Below are 18,258 nucleotides of genomic sequence, written 5' to 3'. Positions count from 1 at the left end.
GCGCTGGGCGCATCGGCAGAAGCAAGCATGGAATCCGAACGCGAGAGTATGGAATTTGACGTGGTGATCGTCGGCGGTGGACCTGCTGGTCTATCAGCTGCCATTCGCCTCAAACAGGTAAACCCCGAGCTGTCGGTGGTCGTGCTCGAGAAGGGTTCGGAAGTGGGCGCCCATATCCTGTCGGGTGCCGTTGTCGACCCGATCGGCATCGACCGCCTGCTGCCGGGTTGGCGCGAAGAGGAGGGCCACCCTTTCAAGACGGCAGTGACGGACGACCAATTCCTACTTCTTGGGCCGGCGGGCAAAATCCGCCTGCCGAATTTCATGATGCCGCCGCTGATGAGCAATCACGGCAATTATATCGTCTCGCTGGGCAACGTCTGTCGCTGGCTGGCCGAAAAGGCCGAAGCCCTCGGCGTCGAGATCTATCCCGGTTTTGCCGCGACCGAAGTGCTCTATAATGATGAGGGCGCGGTCATCGGTGTCGCCACCGGCGACGTGGGCATCGAGAAGAATGGCGAACCCGGTCCAAACTATACCCGCGGCATGGCGCTGATCGGCAGATACGTGCTGATTGGCGAGGGCGTGCGCGGCTCGCTCGCCAAGCAGCTCATTGCCAACTTCGATCTGGCGCGGAACAGCGACGTGCCGAAGTTCGGCATCGGCATCAAGGAACTCTGGCAGGTCAAGCCGGAGAACCACAAGCAGGGCCTCGTGCAGCATTCTTTCGGCTGGCCGCTCGGCCTATCGACCGGCGGCGGTTCCTTCCTTTATCACCTGGAAGACAATCTCGTCGCCGTCGGTTTCGTCGTCCACCTGAACTACAAGAACCCCTACCTATACCCCTTCGAAGAGTTCCAGCGCTTCAAGACGCATCCGGCGATCCGCGGCACTTTCGAGGGCGGCAAGCGCCTTTCTTATGGCGCGCGCGCCATCACCGAGGGCGGTTGGCAGTCGGTGCCGAAGCTTTCCTTTTCCGGCGGCGCCCTGATCGGCTGTTCGGCAGGCTTCGTCAACGTGCCGCGCATCAAGGGCAGCCACAATGCCGTGCTCTCGGGCATGATGGCGGCCGACCGTATCGCCCAGGCAATTGCATCGGGCCGCGCCAATGACGAGGTGGTCGAGATCGAAAACGACTGGCGCAAGAGCGATATCGGCAGGGACCTGAAGCGGGTGCGTAACGTCAAGCCGCTCTGGTCGAAGTTCGGCACGGTTGTGGGCGTCGCCCTCGGCGGCCTCGACATGTGGACGAATCAGCTGTTCGGCCTCTCCTTCTTCGGCACGCTGAAGCATGGCAAGACGGATGCGCAGAGCCTAGAGCCCGCAGCCCAGCACCGGCAGATCGACTATCCGAAGCCGGATGGCGTCCTCACCTTCGACCGTCTCTCCTCCGTGTTCCTGTCGAACACCAACCATGAAGAAGATCAGCCGGTGCATCTGCAGGTCAGGGACATGGATCTGCAGAAGAGGTCGGAACACGATGTCTTCTCCGGTCCATCGACGCGTTATTGTCCCGCAGGCGTCTACGAATGGTTGGAGAAGGACGGCAAGGACACCTATGTCATCAACGCCCAGAACTGCGTCCACTGCAAGACCTGCGACATCAAGGACCCAAACCAGAACATCAACTGGGTGCCGCCGCAGGGCGGCGAGGGACCGGTCTATCCGAATATGTGATCGAAATTGCCCCTTTTTAGGAGGCCGAAATGCTCAATACCGAACTCGCAACACGCCGTTCGGACGCTGTCTCTCGGGGTGTCGGGGTCACAACGCAAGTCTATGCAGCGTGCGCCGAGAACGCCGAAATCTGGGACGTCGAAGGTCGTCGCTACATTGATTTCACAGCTGGCATCGCAGTCGTGAATACCGGCCACCGCCATCCCAAGGTCATCGAAGCAGTTAAGGCCCAGCTTGATTGCTTTACTCACACTTGCCATCAGGTCGTCCCATACGAGAACTACGTGCGCCTGGCAGAACGGCTGAATGCCCTGGTTCCGGGCGATTTCAAAAAGAAGACCATCTTCGTGACGACAGTCGCGGAAGCTGTTGAGAATGCTGTAAAGATTGCTCGTGCTGCCACGAACCGTTCGGCGGTAATCTCCTTCACGGGTGGCTTCCATGGGCGCACGTTCATGGGGATGGCCCTCACAGGGAAGGTGGTGCCATACAAGACAGGTTTCGGCGCTATGATGCCAGAGGTGTTCCATGTTCCGTTCCCGGTCGACCTGCATGGAACATCGGTGGAAGACTCGCTTGCCGTGCTCGGCAAACTGTTCAAGGCTGACGTTGATCCCAACCGCGTTGCGGCGTTCATCATTGAGCCCGTGCAGGGCGAAGGTGGGTTCTACGAAGTTCCACGCGCCCTCATGCATAAACTCCGTCAACTTGCAGACAAACACGGAATTCTTCTAATGGCCGATGAGGTTCAGACAGGCTTCTCGCGAACGGGCAAACACTTTGCGATGGAACATTATGGTGTTGCGGCCGACATCACAACGATGGCAAAGGGCCTTGGCGGCGGTTTTCCAATCGCGGCGGTAACGGGACGCGCTGATATCATGGACGCCCCTGGGGCCGGAGGCCTCGGTGGAACATACGGTGGTAATCCGGTCGGTGTAGCTGCAGGCAATGCTGTTCTCGATGTCATCGAACAAGAGGGCCTCAATGAGCGGGCCGAACTTCTCGGCAACCGTCTCAAGCAGCGCCTGCATTCACTTCGTGATGCGGTTCCGCAAATCGCCGACATTCGTGGCCTTGGCTTCATGAATGCCGTCGAATTCAATCTGCCGAACTCGGCGAACCCTAACGCCGACTTCACCAACAAGGTTCGCCAGAAGGCCTTGGATTACGGCCTCATTCTGCTGACCTGCGGCGTCTACGGGAACGTCATTCGCTTCCTCGCGCCGATCACTATCCAAGACAGCGTGTTCGCAGAAGCGCTTGGCATCCTTGAAAAAGCGATTCGCGAAGTCGCGGCGGAGGGTTGATCGATGACGGTTCGGCAAAACCTCTCCTCGAAACTCAAAGACCCGACGCTCGCGGTCGATAAGGCGCTGATCGCCGGCGAGTGGGTTCCAGTAAGCGATAGTGGGGGGACGTTCGACGTGAGCAATCCGTCGACGGGTGAAATTCTCGCGACACTTCCTGATATGAACCGCACTGAGACAAAGCGTGCGATCGCCGCTGCTCACAAGGCTCAAAAGGTCTGGGCGAAGAAGACGGGAAAGGAGCGCGCGGGGGTTCTTCGGAAGCTTTTCGATCTAATGATTGACAACGTTGATGACCTTGCGACCATCTTGACCCTCGAAATGGGAAAGCCCTTCGCGGAAGCAAAGGGGGAAATCCTCTACGGTGCATCGTATGTGGAATGGTTCGGCGAGGAGGCTAAGCGTCTCTACGGTGACGTAATCCCTGGGCATCTCTCGGATAAGCGGATCATGGTCATTAAACAGCCAGTTGGGGTCGTCGCCGCCATCACGCCGTGGAATTTTCCGAACGCGATGCTTGCGCGGAAGATGGCTCCTGCGATCGCCGCCGGGTGTGCGATGATTTCCAAACCGGCCGCTCAAACTCCGCTCTCTGCACTCGCGCTAGCGCTTCTGGCGGAACGGGCGGGAGTCCCAGCGGGTATTTTCAACGTAATCCTGTCGAAGGACTCACCCTCGGTAGGACGAGAGTTCACCGATAATGACAAGGTTCGAAAACTTACGTTTACCGGGTCGACTGAAGTAGGCCGCATTCTTATGCGCCAAGGCGCTGATCAGATCATGAAGCTCGGACTTGAGCTGGGTGGGAACGCTCCGTTCATTGTGTTCGACGACGCCGATCTAGATGCTGCCGTTGAAGGCGCGATGGTCTCGAAGTACCGCAACAACGGCCAGACCTGCGTATGTGCGAACCGGCTTTACGTGCAATCCGGTATCTATGACGCCTTCGCGAGGAAACTGGCTGATCGGGTCTCGTCAATCAAAGTCGGTGACGGTTTCGAAGCCGGTGTCGCAGCCGGACCGCTCATCGACAGCAAGGCCTTGGCTAAGGTTGAAGAACATATCCAGGACGCTGTTTCCAAGGGTGCGCAAATCGCCGTGGGTGGAAAGCGGCACGAGAAAGGTGCTCTCTTTTTCCAACCTACCGTGCTGACGGGTGTAACCACGGAGATGAAGGTCGCCCGTGAAGAAACATTTGGCCCCGTCGCCCCGCTGTTCAGGTTCGAAACGGCGTCAAGCAGTCTGGCCAAGGCCGGGAGGGATCGAAATACGGCTTAGAAGATTACACCGAGATCAAATATCTCTGCCTAAGTGTATGATCCCAGCCGATTCCGAATAGACCCACCACCCTGTTCGTCTTTGACCCTGCTTCTGCGAATCAATGCAGCTCCACCAACTGAGCTTTGGCCAGGAGCTGACCTGGGCGTTAGGACCGACGATGTGCTTATTCAGACGTGCACTCACCCGGAAATACGAGGCATCCTTCGTTACTAACGAGTTCGATTGAATACAAGAGGCCTGCGCAGGACGGAGCCAGTACCTTCTGGAACAGGAAGAGAGCGCTGTGCCTCAAAGAGGCATCTAATCTTTTCGATCATATCCTGAGACGCTGGCTCGGCCGAGGAAGCGCGCACGTGAATAGAAAGGTGCTCTCCTGTAGCCAGAAGCTTACCATGGGTGTCGAAAAGCAGGTGGTAGATGTGTAATCGCTTCTCGTCGTAACCGAGAACCTCCGTTTCACTCCACAGCTCCGTTCCGACTTTGGCCTCGGCTCGATGTTTGATGTGCGTTTCCAGTGTGTAGTAGGCACCCTTTTCGGCATGCTCGAAATCCACACCAATCTCTTTATAGAGCGCGTCAGAGCTTTCTCCGAAAACCTGAAGATACCGATGCTCGGTCATGTGGCTGTTGTAGTCCAGCCATTCTGGCAGAACACGACCGTTCCAAAGCCCTATGGGCTTACCCGCTTCGCGGTTCAATATGCGGTTCATGAGAGAGCCTCCACGATCTCAGCCGTCACCTGGTCCACTTCGCGCATTCCATCAATTGAAACCAGCCGACCCTGGTTGTAATAGAAGTTGGAGAGCGTAGCTGTGCTTTCGCGGTATGTTTGGAGCCGCTTCTTGATTATCACCGGATCATCATCTGACCTGGGAGACTCTCCCTTCCCGATAGCCTCCTGAGCGCGCTTCTCAAGCCGCCTCACAAGCAGATCCTCGTCGACAACAAGCTCAAGCACAGCGTCCAGCTTGAGGCGGCTCTGCCGCAGAACCTCGTCGAGAGCTACGGCCTGGGCAACTGTCCTCGGAAATCCATCAAGAATAAATCCCGAGCAGGCATCAGGTTTGGCCAGCCGTTCCACTACGCAGCCTACCACGATATCGTCCTGGACAAGGCCTCCTGCATCGATGACTGACTTAGCAGCCATTCCCATCGGGGTGCCAGCCTCGACCGCCGCGCGTAACATATCTCCGGTCGACAGTTGGGGCACGCTGAAGCGCTCCGACAGACGCTGTGCCTGCGTTCCCTTCCCCGCTCCGGGCGGTCCAAGCATTACAAGCCGCATTAAGTTCTCTCCGATGATTTCAATTAGGGTGTGTGCCGCTGGCCTTCGAGATGGCACCAGAGCACCAGTAGTGACTTTTGTGTGCACCGCATGGCGCATGTGCTGCTCGCGGGGTTGAACAAAACGTCCCCAACTCCAGCGCTCTTCCATTCCTCTTCGCCGAAACGAAATTCTCCAATCGACAGCGGCAAGAATACACGCGCCTGTTTTTGCATATGATCAGGAAAACGGGTGTATGGACCGAGAAAAGTCAGACCGAGAACGACATCAAGCCGGTGCTCCAGTGCACCCGGGCCGAGCAATATTCCTTGGGAATGGCTCTGCTCGAAGTTGACGCTTGCAAAGGCACCGGCTCTTCTTTTGAACCAATCCACCCGGTCGACCACCGCCAGAAGACCGTCTGTCAAACTCTTGTAAGACGGTGAGGTCGCGCTGGCTTCTGCTAGCAGGGCCTTGATCTGTTGGAGACACGAGAGTTCATCAGAAGTGCAAGACTCAACCGTTGCTGCTCCCCGTGCTCCGAGCAGGTTGATGATCTTGCCGGCAGTGAACTTTGCCATTAGCGGCACCGGCTCAGCCAATAAGATGTCACCGAGGGCCAGAATGATTGCTTGAAGTTCGGCTGGCCGCGCGGAATCCCATTTTCTGCGCGGTGTTCCGTCGAGCAAGTGACGGTCTTCGATCAGCAGATCGTCGCCAAGCTTCCCTGAGGCGCTGATACCGGCCAATGATGTCTCCCGCTCAGAGAGCTTTCTGCAGCTCGGGGAGTACCTCGAAGAGATCGCCGACGAGGCCGTAATCGGCGACCTGGAAGATCGGAGCTTCCTCGTCCTTGTTGATGGCGACGATGACCTTCGAATCCTTCATGCCGGCGAGATGCTGGATCGCACCCGAGATGCCGCAGGCGATGTAAAGCTGCGGAGCCACGACCTTGCCGGTCTGCCCGACCTGCCAGTCGTTCGGGGCGTAGCCTGCATCGACGGCGGCTCGCGACGCGCCCACGGCGGCACCCAGTTTATCCGCGACAGGAAGAATGATTTCGTTAAACCTCTCAGCGGATCCCAACGCCCTACCACCGGCGATTACGATCTTGGCAGAATTGAGATCCGGGCGTTCTGATGCGGCAATGGCGGTTGAGATCTCGCGTGACAACTCCGAGGAAGTGGCTGCCGTCGAGATAACCTCGACGGCAGCAGAGGAGCCTTGGGAGGCTGGAGTAAACGACGCCGTGCGAACGGTGATGACCCTCTTCGTATCGGTCGCCTGGACCGTTTGGATCGCGTTGCCTGCGTAGATCGGTCGTTTGAAAGTGTCCGCTGACACAACTTCTACGATTTCGGAGACCTGCGCGACATCGAGCAGAGCAGCAACGCGCGGCAGGACGTTCTTGCCGCTCGAGGTCGCAGCCGCGATGATTGCGTCGTAGCTGCCGGCCAGCGAAATGATCAGGTCGGCGATCGGTTCGGCAAGGTTGTTGGCGAGATCGTCGCTTTCGGCGAGCAATACCTTGGAGACGCCGCAGAGCTTCGCAGCGGCATCGGCCGCAGCTTTGGCGCCCTTGCCGGTTACAAGCACATGCACGTCGCCGCCAATCTGCGTTGCAGCCGTCAGGGCCTTAGCGGTCTGGTCGGAAAGGCCCGCGTTGTCGTGGTCAGCCAGAAGAAGAATGGCCATTATCGTGTTCTCCCTTTCCAGATCTCAGAGTACGCCAGCTTCGTTCTTGAGCTTGTCGACAAGCTCGGCGACCGACTTCACCTTCACGCCTGCCTTGCGGCCCGATGGTTCTTCCGTCCTCAGCACTTTAAGGCGCGGCGCGGTAGAAACGCCGAAATCAGCCGGGCTCTTCTTTTCGAGCGGTTTCTTCTTAGCCTTCATGATGTTCGGCAGCGAGGCATAGCGCGGCTCGTTGAGGCGAAGGTCCGTGGTGACGACAGCAGGAAGCTTGATCTCGATCGTCTGCAAGCCGCCATCGATTTCACGGGTGACGCGCGCTTTATCGCTGAACAATTCGATCGCCGAGGCGAAGGTTGCCTGTCCGACTCCAGCCAGCGCCGCGAGCATCTGGCCCGTCTGGTTCGAGTCGTCATCGATCGCCTGCTTGCCGACGATGATGAGGCCGGGCTTTTCAGCGTCGGCGACGCCCTTCAGGATCTTGGCGACGGCGAGCGGCTCGACGGCATCGTCGGTCTCGACGAGAATTGCGCGGTCGGCACCCATGGCGAGCGCGGTGCGCAGCGTTTCCTCGGCCTTGGCCGGGCCGATCGAGACGACGACTATTTCCCTCGCGTCGCCACCTTCCTTAATACGAAGTGCTTCCTCGACTGAGATTTCGTCGAAGGGATTCATAGACATTTTCACGTTGGTGAGGTCGACGCCCGAGCCGTCGGGATTCACGCGGATTTTAACGTTGTAGTCGACCACCCGCTTCACGGGGACCAGTATTTTCATGTTTGTCTCCCTCTTGAAGGATCGGACGAGGTTCCACAATCGGTCCTTGCCATACTCTCTAGTACAAAGACATTCGCATAAGTACAAGAACTTTTTGTGGAAGATTACGCATCCCGCCGTCTATCTCCGATCCTCTAGGAGGATCGGCCTACGAAAGTCAGCACGTCTCTTTGAAGTCGCCCATGGTCGCCCGGTGTCGTTTTGCATTTAATCGCGAGACTCCGCATGCAATAATTTCAACAACATAGCGCGGCACTTGAATTGAGATTGGGCACTTAATTTGAGATTCCGGCTTCGATTTTGGCAGTTAATGTGAGATTCGTCGCCATAGAAAAGATGGCTGGACGCGGCTAAGCTTCATCAGAAATGCTAGATATCACAAATGGTCGTGGCCGACTCAGAGGGTTTCAAGCGCCGAAAATCGCGCCGAAAAATCTCAAATTAGGTGTCATCACCTGCTCGAACAGGCGCATTCTTACGATTAAATGCCAAACGACACGCAGCAATCCTTGCCGCCGTCGCTTTTCAGGAGTGCGTCGAGCGCCAGTGAATCACCCAAGACGTAGTCAATGCGGGGGGAAGCCAGATCCTGGAAAGCCTCATCGAGTGTTTGGTAGGTCTTCTCCTCGGCAGCCCCGGCAAAATACTTTTTGTAATATTCCGACTGGATCGTCGACACCTGGATACCGATGGTCTTGCCCTTGACCTCTTCGGCAGTGGCGCCCGGCTTCCGGTCCTTGGGACCGATCAGGGTGCTCGGCGTGTTGTAATATTTGTCGGTGAAATCGATCACCTTCGAGCGCCCGGCGGTGTTCGACATCGACGACCAGATCACGTCGAACTTCTTGTTCTCAAGAGCCGGAATGAAACCGTCCCAGGAGATGTCGACGATCGAGCATTGTTCCCTCATCTCTGCGCAGACGGCGTTCATCAGGTCGATTTCCCATCCCTGCCACTCACCCGACGCATCCTTGGCGAAGAAGGGCGGATAGGATTCGTTCATGACGCCGAAGCGGACTTCGGCCTGCGCGGCGACCGTCGAAAGCGCAAGGGCCGCGCCGGCAAAAAGCGTAGGGAGCAGTTTCATTCGCGGGATTCTCCTGGTTCGTGTGTTGTCGATGATGGCTGACGTGGATCAGTGGGCGTGACGATCAGCATGGTCCGGCCTTCCTCCGCGAGATCGCGGATGACCTTGAGGACCTCGCCGACCAGTTCCGGATCGAGCGCCGATCTCGGCTCGTCGAACAGCATGACGGCGGGATCGACGCAGAGCGCTCTTGCAATCGCCGCACGCTGCTGCTGGCCGCCGAAAAGGAAAGCGGGATAGGCGTCGCGCTTGTCAAAGAGCCCTACCTTGTGGAGCAGGGCTTCCGCCTTTTCGATCGCCTAGCGCCTGGAAATGCCCATGACATGCACTGGCGCCTCGACGACGTTTTCCAATACGGTGCGATGGGCCCAAAGATTGAAACTCTGAAAGTCCATGCCGAGCCCCGTCCGCAGCCGTTCGGTATCTCAACCGAGGCCCACAAGTCGGATGTCATCTTTTCTGCGATGCATCATTTCCTGGAAACGCCGGATCGCGGGAGCATCCATGGTTCCGGCTGAACTTGAGATGCGAAGGACAATGATAAATTGCGCGGTTCCTCGCGCAATTTCGATCTCTTTTGCATTTTCTATGCAAAATGAACTTTCTCACGCGGCGAACACGGCAGAATGCGCCGCGCGCTGGCGAAATTCCGCGTCTGGGCCGAGAAGCAGGATCATATACAGCAGGTCTATTACGTCACCGGCGCGGTCGATCTGATCGCGATCGTCACCGCCCGCGATGTCGAGCATTATGACGACATCACCGCCCTGATCATGGCTGATAATCCGCAGATCCGGCGCATGCACACCAATGTCGTACTGCGCGACGTCGAGCTCGGCCTGTTCGTGCCGTTGGAAATAGGATCGCGCCCGGGCAAGCGACTGGACTCAGATCGGGCAAACGGCATAATTCCGGGCGCAGATCCTTGGGAGGAATGACCGTTGACGCTACGACACCAGATCATCGCATTGGCGATCGTTCCGCTTGTCATCTCGATCCTCGCGATCACCACCTTCATTACCTGGCAATCGGCAAACCTTGCCAAGAACAGCATCGACATGTTCGAGCAGAACATGCTGAAGGCCAAGGAAGCCGAGATCCTCAACCTGACCAATCTTGCCCTATCCGCCATCCAGACGATCTATGACGAGGCCGGGGCCGACGACGAAGCCGCCAAGCAGCAGGTGGCGGCGATCCTGACCTCGCTCGACTACGGCAAGGACGGGTATTTCTTCGTCTATGATTACGACGGCAACAATATCGTCCATCCGCGCCAGAGTTTCCGGCATGGGCACAATTGGCTCGATCTCACCGATCCGGATGGCGATAAGGTCATTGCAGAACTGATCGTCACGGCCAAGGCCGGCGGCGGCCTGCACCAGTACAAATGGCAGAAACCATCGACCGGACAGATCGCCGACAAGCTCTCCTTCGTCGTCAGCCTCGACAAATGGCACTGGGTCGTCGGCACCGGCGTCTATCTGGATGACGTCTTTGCCCAGAGCGCTGCCGCCAATGCGGTGACGCGCGCCAACATCAGACGGACCTTCGTCATCGTCGCGCTGATCGCCGTGCCTTCGGTGCTGGTCGTGTTCACGACCTGCATGCTGCTGACCTTCCATGAGCGCCGCATGGCCGACAGCCGGCTGAAGGAGTTGACGCAGCGGGTGATCGACACCCAGGAGGAAGAGCGCACGCGGCTGGCGCGCGAGCTGCATGACGGCATCTCCCAGACCCTTCTGGGCGTGCGTTATGCGATGGATCTCGCCGGCCGCAAGGTCAGGACCAATGTCGACGAGGCGGCGCTGACCATCGAGCGCGGCGTCGAGGCGCTGAATGGCGCGATCAAGGAAATCCGGCTGCTCTCGCATGATCTGCGCCCCCGCGTGCTCGATGACCTCGGCCTGACGGCTGCGCTGGAGGCACTGTGTCATCACTTTGCCGAGCGCACGGGGATCGAGACGGAGATCGATGCCTCGGCCTTCGCCGGCACGCTGAAGGCGGAAGCCAGTACCGCCCTTTATCGCGTCGCCCAGGAGGCCTTCAATAATGTCGAGCGGCATTCGGGAGCCTCGAAGCTCTCGGTCAAGCTCTGGAGCGACGGCGGCCGCGCCCGCATGACCATCTCCGACAACGGCACCGGCTTCGATGGCGCCGGGGATGGCGCGTCCGGCGGCTCGGGCCTCGGCCTGCGCAACATGCAGGAACGGATGGCGCACTTCCGGGGCCTGCTCCTCATCAACAGCAGCGAGGCCGGCACGACGCTGACGGCAATGATGCCGAGATCGGCAAATATTGCCGCCGGCAAGCAGGCGGAAGCCGCATGACGGAACGCCGGAAAATCAAGGTGCTCCTGATCGACAACCATCCGCTGGTGCTGGACGGGCTGAAAGCCGTGCTCGAAACCTTCGATCACATCGAAGTCGCCGGCACCGCCGGCCTCGCGCAGACCGGGCTCGATATCGCCCGGCAGATCCAGCCGCAGGTGGTGCTGATGGACATCAACATGCCGAAGCTCAGCGGCATCGATGCAATCGAGCTGTTCATGAGCGAACTTCCGCAGACCCACGTCGTGATGCTCTCCATGCATGACAGCCGCGAGTATATTTCCTCGTCCGTCATGCATGGCGCCGCCGGCTACGTACTCAAAGACGTCTCGACGGACGAGATCGTCGCGGCAATCGAAACCGTCGCCGGTGGGGGCACCTATTTCTCGTCGGGCGTCTTCGACGCATTGATGGGCGAACGCGCGGATGAGGGGAGCGATCCCCTGACGCCGCGCGAGCGCGATACGCTCGGGCTGATTGTTGCCGGCCGGAGCAACCGGGAAATCGCTAAGGCGCTCGGGATAAGCGCCGCCACGGCGGAAACCCATCGCAAGAACCTGAAGAAAAAGCTTGGCATCGCCACAACGGCGGGCCTCATCCGCTACGCGCTCGACCACGGCATCGCCTCTAAAGTCGACGCGAATTCGCGCCTACCCACTTCTGGGTAGGCCCCGGTATTTCGCCGCCGCGCCCATCTTGTGAGTGCAAAACCAACGTCCTAGGACTCCATTCGCGGCTTGCCAAGTGCCAAGCCGTTGGGAGGAATTCACATGTGTTACATCAGCTTCCGATCCGCCGGAAAAGCTCGAGCGACCCGAACCGGGCCTGCTGCCGCCGCCGGCTGACAGACCTGCCTTCCACGCCGACAACTGGAACATGGCGACCGCAACTGCGGCGCCTGAAAGGTACTCCGACATGGAAAAACCACGTAGCAAGGCAGCGCTGTGGCTGCTGATCATTCCTTACATAGGTCTGCTCTGGCCGCCATTTTACAATCTCCGCGAGCCGTCGCTTTTCGGCTTCCCCTTCTTCTACTGGTATCAGCTTCTCTGGGTGCCGATCACGGCGACGCTGACCTGGATTGCCTATCGGAGCGTTCGCCATGACGACTGACATCAATGGCACGGCGCTTGCCGTCTTCATCTTCTTCTTCGCCCTCGTCACCGTCATGGGATTCGTCGCCAGCCGCTGGCGCAAGCCCGAGACGCTCGCCCATATCGATGAATGGGGCCTCGGCGGACGCAACTTCGGCGCCTGGATCACCTGGTTCCTCGTCGGCGGTGACTTCTATACCGCCTATACCGTGATCGCGGTCCCGGCGCTGGTCTATACGGTCGGCGCCTTCGGCTTCTTCGCGCTGCCCTATACGATCGTCGTCTATCCCTTCGTCTTCATGGTCATGCCGGTCCTGTGGAAACGCGCCAAGGAATTTGGTTATGTCACGGCCGCCGACGTCGTTCACGGGCAGTATGGATCACGCGGTCTCGAACTCGCCGTCGCGGCAACAGGCGTCATCGCCACCATGCCTTACATCGCCCTCCAGCTCGTCGGAATGACGGCGGTGCTGAAGGCGCTCGGGCTGCATGGCGAACTGCCGCTTGCGATCGCCTTCATCGTGCTGGCGCTCTATACCTATTCGGCGGGCCTGCGCGCCCCGGCGCTGATCGCCTTCGTCAAGGACATCATGATCTACATCGTGGTGATCGCAGCGGTCGCGCTCATCCCGTCGAAGCTCGGCGGATATGCCAATGTCTTCGCCTCAGCCGATGCGGCCTTCCAGGCCAAGGGCGCCGGCAACCTCCTGCTCGGCGGCGATCAGTATGTCGCCTATGCCACGCTTGCTCTCGGCTCGGCGCTCGCGGCCTTCATGTATCCGCATACGCTGACCGGCATCTTTGCCTCCAACAGCGGCGAGACGATCCGCAAGAACGCGATCATGCTGCCCGCCTATACGCTGCTGCTCGGCCTGCTGGCGCTGCTCGGCTATATGGGCCATGCCGCCAACCTGAAGCTCGACAGCGCCAATGATGTCGTTCCTACGCTGTTCAAGACGCTGTTTTCGGGCTGGTTCTCCGGCTTCGCCTTTGCCGCGATCGCCATCGGCGCACTGGTGCCGGCGGCGGTGATGAGCATTGGCGCCGCCAATCTCTTCACCCGCAATTTCTGGAAAGCCTATGTCGACCCCAAGGTCAGCGATGCGGGCGAAGCCAAGGTCGCGAAGGTGACGTCGCTGGTGGTGAAGGTCGGCGCACTTCTCGTCATCATCTTCCTGCCGACACAGTTCGCCCTCGACCTGCAGCTGCTCGGCGGCATCTGGATCCTGCAGACGCTTCCGGCCCTGGTCTTCGGCCTCTACACCAACTCGTTCCGGGCGCCCGGCCTGCTTGCAGGCTGGTTCGTCGGTTTCTGCGGCGGCACCTTCCTCGTCTGGGATGCCGGCTGGAAGCCGCTGCACCTGATCAGCCTTGGCGGTGAACCCTTCACCGTCTACACCGGACTGCTGGCGCTCGCGGCAAATATCGGCGTCGCGGTCGTCGTCAACGCCCTGCTTCCAGCCAGGGCTCCGGTTCGGGCCTAAGATAAAATCCGAAGGGCAGCAATCGCTGCCCTTCAGTCTGCTGACAAACCCGCCGATTTCGAACTGACCCCCGAAAGTTGGACGACAACCTTCGGGGGTCAGTTCATTCGAGCGGGCCTATTCTTTATCTATTGAGAATTCCCACCATCCGATTGACAGCGCCCCAATATTCCTTGTGCATGGTTTCGGCTGCCTCCGAGATCGCCAGCTTCCAGGCAGGCCCGCGATCCCATGCCTCTTCCAGGTGTCAGCCAGTGAAGGCCCATGACCTGTGACCGGCAGGGCGTGACGGCGGCGTCGCCTTAACGGATCGTAGCCGCGGCAAGGCACGCGTCCCGAATTTCAGAGCACGGTCGACAATGCGAATTCACGCCAGGTGTTGACGGCGCGGGCGCGGGGTTGGCGGTGGTCTGCGGCAGTGAGAGTTTCCGATGGAGATGAAAGAGGTTGGCGACCTGGCCATGAACCGAGACGAAACGTTGACATTGCCGCGCCGATTTGAAGCGCATCATCCGCCTCTCTTGTCGCCGCAGCGGGAGATGAGAATTTTCGGCGCGGTTGTTCAACCCTTGTGGGATCGATGCTCAACGCCGGATATCAACTCAGCTTTCGTGGCAGCATAGGAGCGCAGCTTGTCGGTGACAATCACCCTTGGTGTGGCACCCTGGCTTTTGAGCAGCTTGCGCATCAGCCGCAGCGCAGCGCTCTTGTTCCTACGGTTTTGTAAAAGCGCATCTATAATAAAGCCTTAGGCATCGACGGCACGCCACAGCCAGTATTTCCTGCCCTTGATCGATACCACAAGTTCATCAAGATGCCATTTGTCGGCAAAGTTGCCGCTTGATCGTCGGCGGATGATAAGTGAACTTGAGACCAAATTTCACCACCCATTCCGACACTGTCTGAAACTACGGCAAGCAGGTCTTCGACATCGCGAAGGCTCAGCGGAAATCGGTAACCACACGGCATGGGCGATAATCTCGGCTGGAAAACGTTGGAGGTGGTAACGGGTAAACGGTTCTTCGGTCATGCTGGTCGAATTTCACCTCGATCAGCAAAATCCGTTAAGGCGATGCCACCGTCGGAGAACCTGTGCGGCTACTGGCAGGGCGGCGTTTGGCCGCCCCGTAGGAGCGCAATTTGTCGGTGATCATGCGCTTTGGCGGCATGCCCTGCTTCTTCAGAAGTCGCGTCAGCAGGCGCTTGGCCGCCTTGGTGTTGCAGCGCGTCTGGACGATCTCGTCGAGCACATATCCATCTGATCAACCGCTCTCCAAAACCAGCATTTCTGACCGTTGATGCGCACCGCGACTTCATCGAGGTGCCAGACATCGCCTTTCGTCGGCGCCTTGCGGCGTATGCGGCGCGCATAATCAGGGCCGTGCTTTCGGCACCATCGGCGGATGGTCTCGTAGGAAACGACGATCCCGCGATCGAACAGCATTTCCTCGACATCGCGCAGGCTCAGATTAAAGCGGAAGTAGAGCCAGACAGCACGGGCTACGATTTCGATCGGATAACGGTGGTTCTTGTAGGTCGGTGCACTCACGGTCATGGGCGCGCTGCTACCTCAATTTCCTTACCGCTCAATCAATGTGACAGCACCGGTCGAAACCCTCCCATTTCGAAAGCGAGCGTCCTGGCGCTGCTGCACAGTGACGTGGGCTCGTTCGTCAAAAGCGACGAGGTGATCGACGTCATCGACCGCCGTCTTATAAGTGAATAGGCCTGCCTCAGCTCAATCTTCTTTGACGTTCTCCTGGCGGGCGGCCGGAAAATCTTCTGGTTCTGCCGTTGTATCGAAAATATAGTTCTCAGTCGCCGCATACCGCTTCTGCCGCCGAGCCCAGTCGTAGTGACCACGCATCAGTGTGCCCATGTCGTTGAGGAAACGACGAAGCTCGGCGCCCGCCCAAGGGGTAATCCGTGCCTCCAGGTCGAGATAGTCGCCCACTACATCATTGTGGATCCGTACAGTATTCGTGATGGCTTCTTGTTGCGACAGGCCTTGTGCGATGAGAATGTTCGGCAAATTCCAGATTACGCCGATTTCGCGCGGGAACGACATGACGTCGTTGCATAGACTGAGGACGGTGCCCACGAGGGTCTGTAGCCGCCTGACCTGGACGTGCTGGTAATCGTTCCCCGGGACCTCGTATCCCGCAACGATATCGGCCAGCGCGTAGGTGGGCGGCGCGCCGGCAAAGCTTGCGCGACCGAGCAAATACTCCCTCACACTTGGCGGCGGACCGCTCATGTTGAGACCCACCTGCCAGATGGTGCTGAGAAAGTAAAAGGTCATGCCTTCCATCCATCGCGCGTATTGCATCGGGCTGCTGACATTCTCAATGCGCCGCGCCATGTCGGCAGTCGCCTCCCCCGTCCTGATGCAGAGTTCGGCATATTCGGTCGAAAGGTCGCGGACAATCTCTTGACACATCGACCGCCAGTCGCATCCGCGCGGATCGGTCAAGATCGCCCTTAGCCAGAGATGGAACTGTGCAAGTCCGCCCGGCGATCCATGATACGCGCCAACCTCGCAGAAGTGCTCGTCCACCAAGAACATCCACGCGCTCCAGATCGACGCAGCCAGGAACGCTTCGCGGTTCATGTGGTGGTACATCCGACCGATTACGTCGGCCGGGCCGAGGCTGCGCAGCATGGCTTCCCCCTTGCCGCCACACTCGACGAGGGCATGGCCGACCGCCCATTCCGCTACTTCCACTTCCACGGCGTCGGTATTCGGATTGCGACCGTCCGGAAATGGATAGTGAAACGCTGGAAGCCTCAGCTTGGTGGCCAGAAGTGCGCTGTTGGGGAGGAGCATGCTTTCGGGCTTGCCCGACCGTCTCGATTGATTCATGTCCGCTCCGGAAGTGACCTTGCCTTCCATACTGTCGCTCCTACTCTGGTGGCGAGCCCACGTAGCGACGCCAGATGTGCAGCAGGTCGTTGACTTCGTGCACAGACAGCAGTCGCTGGGCGCGACGCGCGGCGGCGAGTCGCCACACCCGTGCGCCGGCAGCTCACATGCGGTAGAACATGACGTTCCTGGTGCATCAGATGCGCGACAGCGACTTCGCCAGCCAGGATCCTGTCGCTGGCCAAAATCGCAAACCGCCCTTCAGTATAGGTGGCCGATGCGCGTGCGATACCGATGTTGCACGGCGCATTCATGACGGGCATTTCCGCTTGAATGTGCAGGGAAACTTTCATTGCCCGAACCTGCGATGACGCGACCGATAAACGGTGAGAGCCTCCTCGAAATCCGTGCGCCTGAAATCCGGCCAGCAAACGGGCGTGAAATAAAATTCAGAGAACGCACACTGCCAAAGCATAAAGTTCGACAGCCGCTGCTCTCCGGACGTTCGGATGACGAGATCCGGATCGGGTTGCCCTGCTGTATAGAGCCGACTCGTGATCGATTCAAAACTTAGGTCAGTCTGCAACGTGTTCACAGTGCCGGCCAAAAGGTGATCCGCGATCAGAGTTCTGATGGCATGCAACAATTCGAGGCGGCCGCTGTATCCGACGGCGATGTTCACGTCGAGCCCGTCGACGGTTGCGGTATGGCACTCGGCATTGCGAATGCGGCGCTTGACATCGGGCGGAAGACTGGAGAGGTCGCCGATCACGCGCAGATGCCAGCGGCCGGTGCATGCAAGTTCTTCAAAAACATCGGCGATGACCGTCAGCAGTGCCTGTAGTTCTTCTGGATCGCGACTCAGGTTTTCTGCGGATAACGGCCAAAGCGTGACCATCGGAATGTCAGCTTCACTGCACCACGATAAAAGGGCATGAACGTTGCGCCCTCCTGCTCGGTAGCCGTCGATCGACTGCAGCCCGCAACGCTCCGCCCACCGTCGGTTGCCATCCAGGATAACTGCAAGATGCCGGATCGCCACCCGTTGCTCGGACAACCGCGCATCGACCGGGTTCGTCGCGCATGCATTAAAAGTGGACGAAGCCGTAGCTTGCATTGTCACCCCTCCTTCAATTTGGTGCTGGTAGATCACGAAAACATCAGACGTCTTTCGCGAACGTGCTGCACGCTCCGGCGGCGGCAAAACTCAGTGTCATAACCGTTGATCGGTTTTCCTGATTTTTAATTATTCAGCTGCAGTTGCAAACTACCAGCTTTGGGAGGTTACGGATCGCTCGCCTACGCCGGCCAACGCGAATACGGCGATGCCGAAACCAAATCAGGTGGCGGGCATTTCCAATCTTAGGGGTGACTGCCGTCCAGTTCAGCAACGCCAGAATTC

Annotated in this window: 13 protein-coding genes and 6 pseudogenes; 8 read left to right on the top strand and 11 right to left on the bottom strand. The window is 58.7% G+C overall.

Annotated elements, in window-relative coordinates; genetic code table 11:
• The first annotated feature begins 27 nt into the window (after positions 1 to 27).
• The 3 genes and pseudogenes from AS026_RS31800 to AS026_RS31790 all read left to right on the top strand — a co-directional run bounded on the left by AS026_RS31800 (position 28) and on the right by AS026_RS31790 (position 4,306).
• Positions 28 to 1,677: an electron transfer flavoprotein-ubiquinone oxidoreductase gene (locus AS026_RS31800; RefSeq protein WP_007539417.1), complete on the top strand. Its 1,650-nt coding sequence runs from the start codon at positions 28 to 30 to the stop codon at positions 1,675 to 1,677.
• 29 nt (positions 1,678 to 1,706) lie between these two features.
• On the top strand, positions 1,707 to 2,987 hold the full coding sequence (locus tag AS026_RS31795; protein ID WP_007539419.1) for a 4-aminobutyrate--2-oxoglutarate transaminase: 1,281 nt from the start codon (positions 1,707 to 1,709) through the stop codon (positions 2,985 to 2,987).
• Positions 2,988 to 2,990: 3 nt separating this feature from the next.
• Positions 2,991 to 4,306 (top strand): annotated as a pseudogene (locus tag AS026_RS31790) (NAD-dependent succinate-semialdehyde dehydrogenase).
• Positions 4,307 to 4,477: 171 nt separating this feature from the next.
• Here the strand turns inward: AS026_RS31790 and AS026_RS31785 are convergent.
• The 7 genes and pseudogenes from AS026_RS31785 to AS026_RS31755 all read right to left on the bottom strand — a co-directional run.
• Positions 4,478 to 4,978: a thioesterase family protein gene (locus tag AS026_RS31785; protein WP_007539424.1), complete on the bottom strand. Its 501-nt coding sequence runs from the start codon at positions 4,976 to 4,978 to the stop codon at positions 4,478 to 4,480.
• Positions 4,975 to 5,553: an adenylate kinase gene (locus AS026_RS31780; protein ID WP_007539426.1), complete on the bottom strand. Its 579-nt coding sequence runs from the start codon at positions 5,551 to 5,553 to the stop codon at positions 4,975 to 4,977. Before AS026_RS31780 ends, AS026_RS31785 begins: the two co-directional genes overlap by 4 nt.
• A 23-nt stretch (positions 5,554 to 5,576) precedes the next feature.
• The gene (locus AS026_RS31775; protein ID WP_007539428.1) at positions 5,577 to 6,281 is read right to left on the bottom strand and encodes a dimethylsulfonioproprionate lyase family protein; all 705 of its coding nucleotides are present in this window, start codon (positions 6,279 to 6,281) and stop codon (positions 5,577 to 5,579) included.
• A gap of 13 nt (positions 6,282 to 6,294) precedes the next feature.
• Positions 6,295 to 7,227 carry an electron transfer flavoprotein subunit alpha/FixB family protein gene (locus tag AS026_RS31770; RefSeq protein ID WP_007539430.1) on the bottom strand — a complete coding sequence of 311 codons (933 nt, stop codon included), beginning with the start codon at positions 7,225 to 7,227 and terminating at the stop codon, positions 6,295 to 6,297.
• Positions 7,228 to 7,251: 24 nt separating this feature from the next.
• Complete coding sequence (locus tag AS026_RS31765) at positions 7,252 to 8,001, bottom strand: electron transfer flavoprotein subunit beta/FixA family protein (protein ID WP_007539432.1); 750 nt, start codon at positions 7,999 to 8,001, stop codon at positions 7,252 to 7,254.
• A 487-nt stretch (positions 8,002 to 8,488) separates the two neighbouring features.
• Positions 8,489 to 9,088 (bottom strand): annotated as a pseudogene (locus AS026_RS31760) (transporter substrate-binding domain-containing protein); the annotation flags it as partial.
• A 56-nt stretch (positions 9,089 to 9,144) separates the two neighbouring features.
• A pseudogene (locus AS026_RS31755) lies at positions 9,145 to 9,507 on the bottom strand (ATP-binding cassette domain-containing protein); the annotation flags it as partial.
• A gap of 216 nt (positions 9,508 to 9,723) precedes the next feature.
• Between AS026_RS31755 and AS026_RS31750 the strand changes: the two are divergent.
• The 5 genes and pseudogenes from AS026_RS31750 to mctP all read left to right on the top strand — a co-directional run.
• Positions 9,724 to 10,026: pseudogene (locus AS026_RS31750) on the top strand (Lrp/AsnC ligand binding domain-containing protein); the annotation flags it as partial.
• Between the two features lie 3 nt (positions 10,027 to 10,029).
• A complete protein-coding gene (gene mctS / locus AS026_RS31745) occupies positions 10,030 to 11,415 on the top strand; it encodes a two-component system sensor histidine kinase MctS (RefSeq protein WP_007539439.1) in 1,386 nt (461 codons plus the stop codon).
• Positions 11,412 to 12,083 carry a two-component system response regulator MctR gene (mctR, locus tag AS026_RS31740; RefSeq protein WP_007539441.1) on the top strand — a complete coding sequence of 224 codons (672 nt, stop codon included), beginning with the start codon at positions 11,412 to 11,414 and terminating at the stop codon, positions 12,081 to 12,083. The genes mctS and mctR overlap by 4 nt, the downstream gene beginning before the upstream one ends.
• A gap of 247 nt (positions 12,084 to 12,330) precedes the next feature.
• Entirely contained in the window at positions 12,331 to 12,528 is a 198-nt protein-coding gene (locus tag AS026_RS31735) for a DUF3311 domain-containing protein (protein WP_007539443.1), read from the top strand.
• Positions 12,518 to 13,993, top strand: coding sequence for a monocarboxylate uptake permease MctP (gene mctP, locus AS026_RS31730; protein WP_007539444.1), 1,476 nt, complete (start codon positions 12,518 to 12,520; stop codon positions 13,991 to 13,993). Before AS026_RS31735 ends, mctP begins: the two co-directional genes overlap by 11 nt.
• A 342-nt stretch (positions 13,994 to 14,335) precedes the next feature.
• Here mctP and AS026_RS40695 read toward each other — a convergent pair.
• The 4 genes and pseudogenes from AS026_RS40695 to uppS all read right to left on the bottom strand — a co-directional run bounded on the left by AS026_RS40695 (position 14,336) and on the right by uppS (position 17,973).
• A pseudogene (locus AS026_RS40695) lies at positions 14,336 to 15,023 on the bottom strand (IS6 family transposase).
• A gap of 82 nt (positions 15,024 to 15,105) precedes the next feature.
• Positions 15,106 to 15,548 (bottom strand): annotated as a pseudogene (locus AS026_RS31720) (IS6 family transposase); the annotation flags it as partial.
• Positions 15,549 to 15,731: 183 nt separating this feature from the next.
• Positions 15,732 to 16,856, bottom strand: coding sequence for a terpene synthase family protein (locus AS026_RS31715; protein ID WP_131815367.1), 1,125 nt, complete (start codon positions 16,854 to 16,856; stop codon positions 15,732 to 15,734).
• A gap of 349 nt (positions 16,857 to 17,205) precedes the next feature.
• On the bottom strand, positions 17,206 to 17,973 hold the full coding sequence (gene uppS / locus AS026_RS31710) for a polyprenyl diphosphate synthase (RefSeq protein WP_007539452.1): 768 nt from the start codon (positions 17,971 to 17,973) through the stop codon (positions 17,206 to 17,208).
• Positions 17,974 to 18,258 lie beyond the last annotated feature (285 nt).

The sequence above is a fragment of the Rhizobium altiplani genome, from assembly GCF_001542405.1.
Taxonomy (GTDB): Bacteria; Pseudomonadota; Alphaproteobacteria; order Rhizobiales; family Rhizobiaceae; genus Rhizobium; species Rhizobium altiplani.
This window is presented reverse-complemented; position numbering and strand designations above follow the sequence as displayed.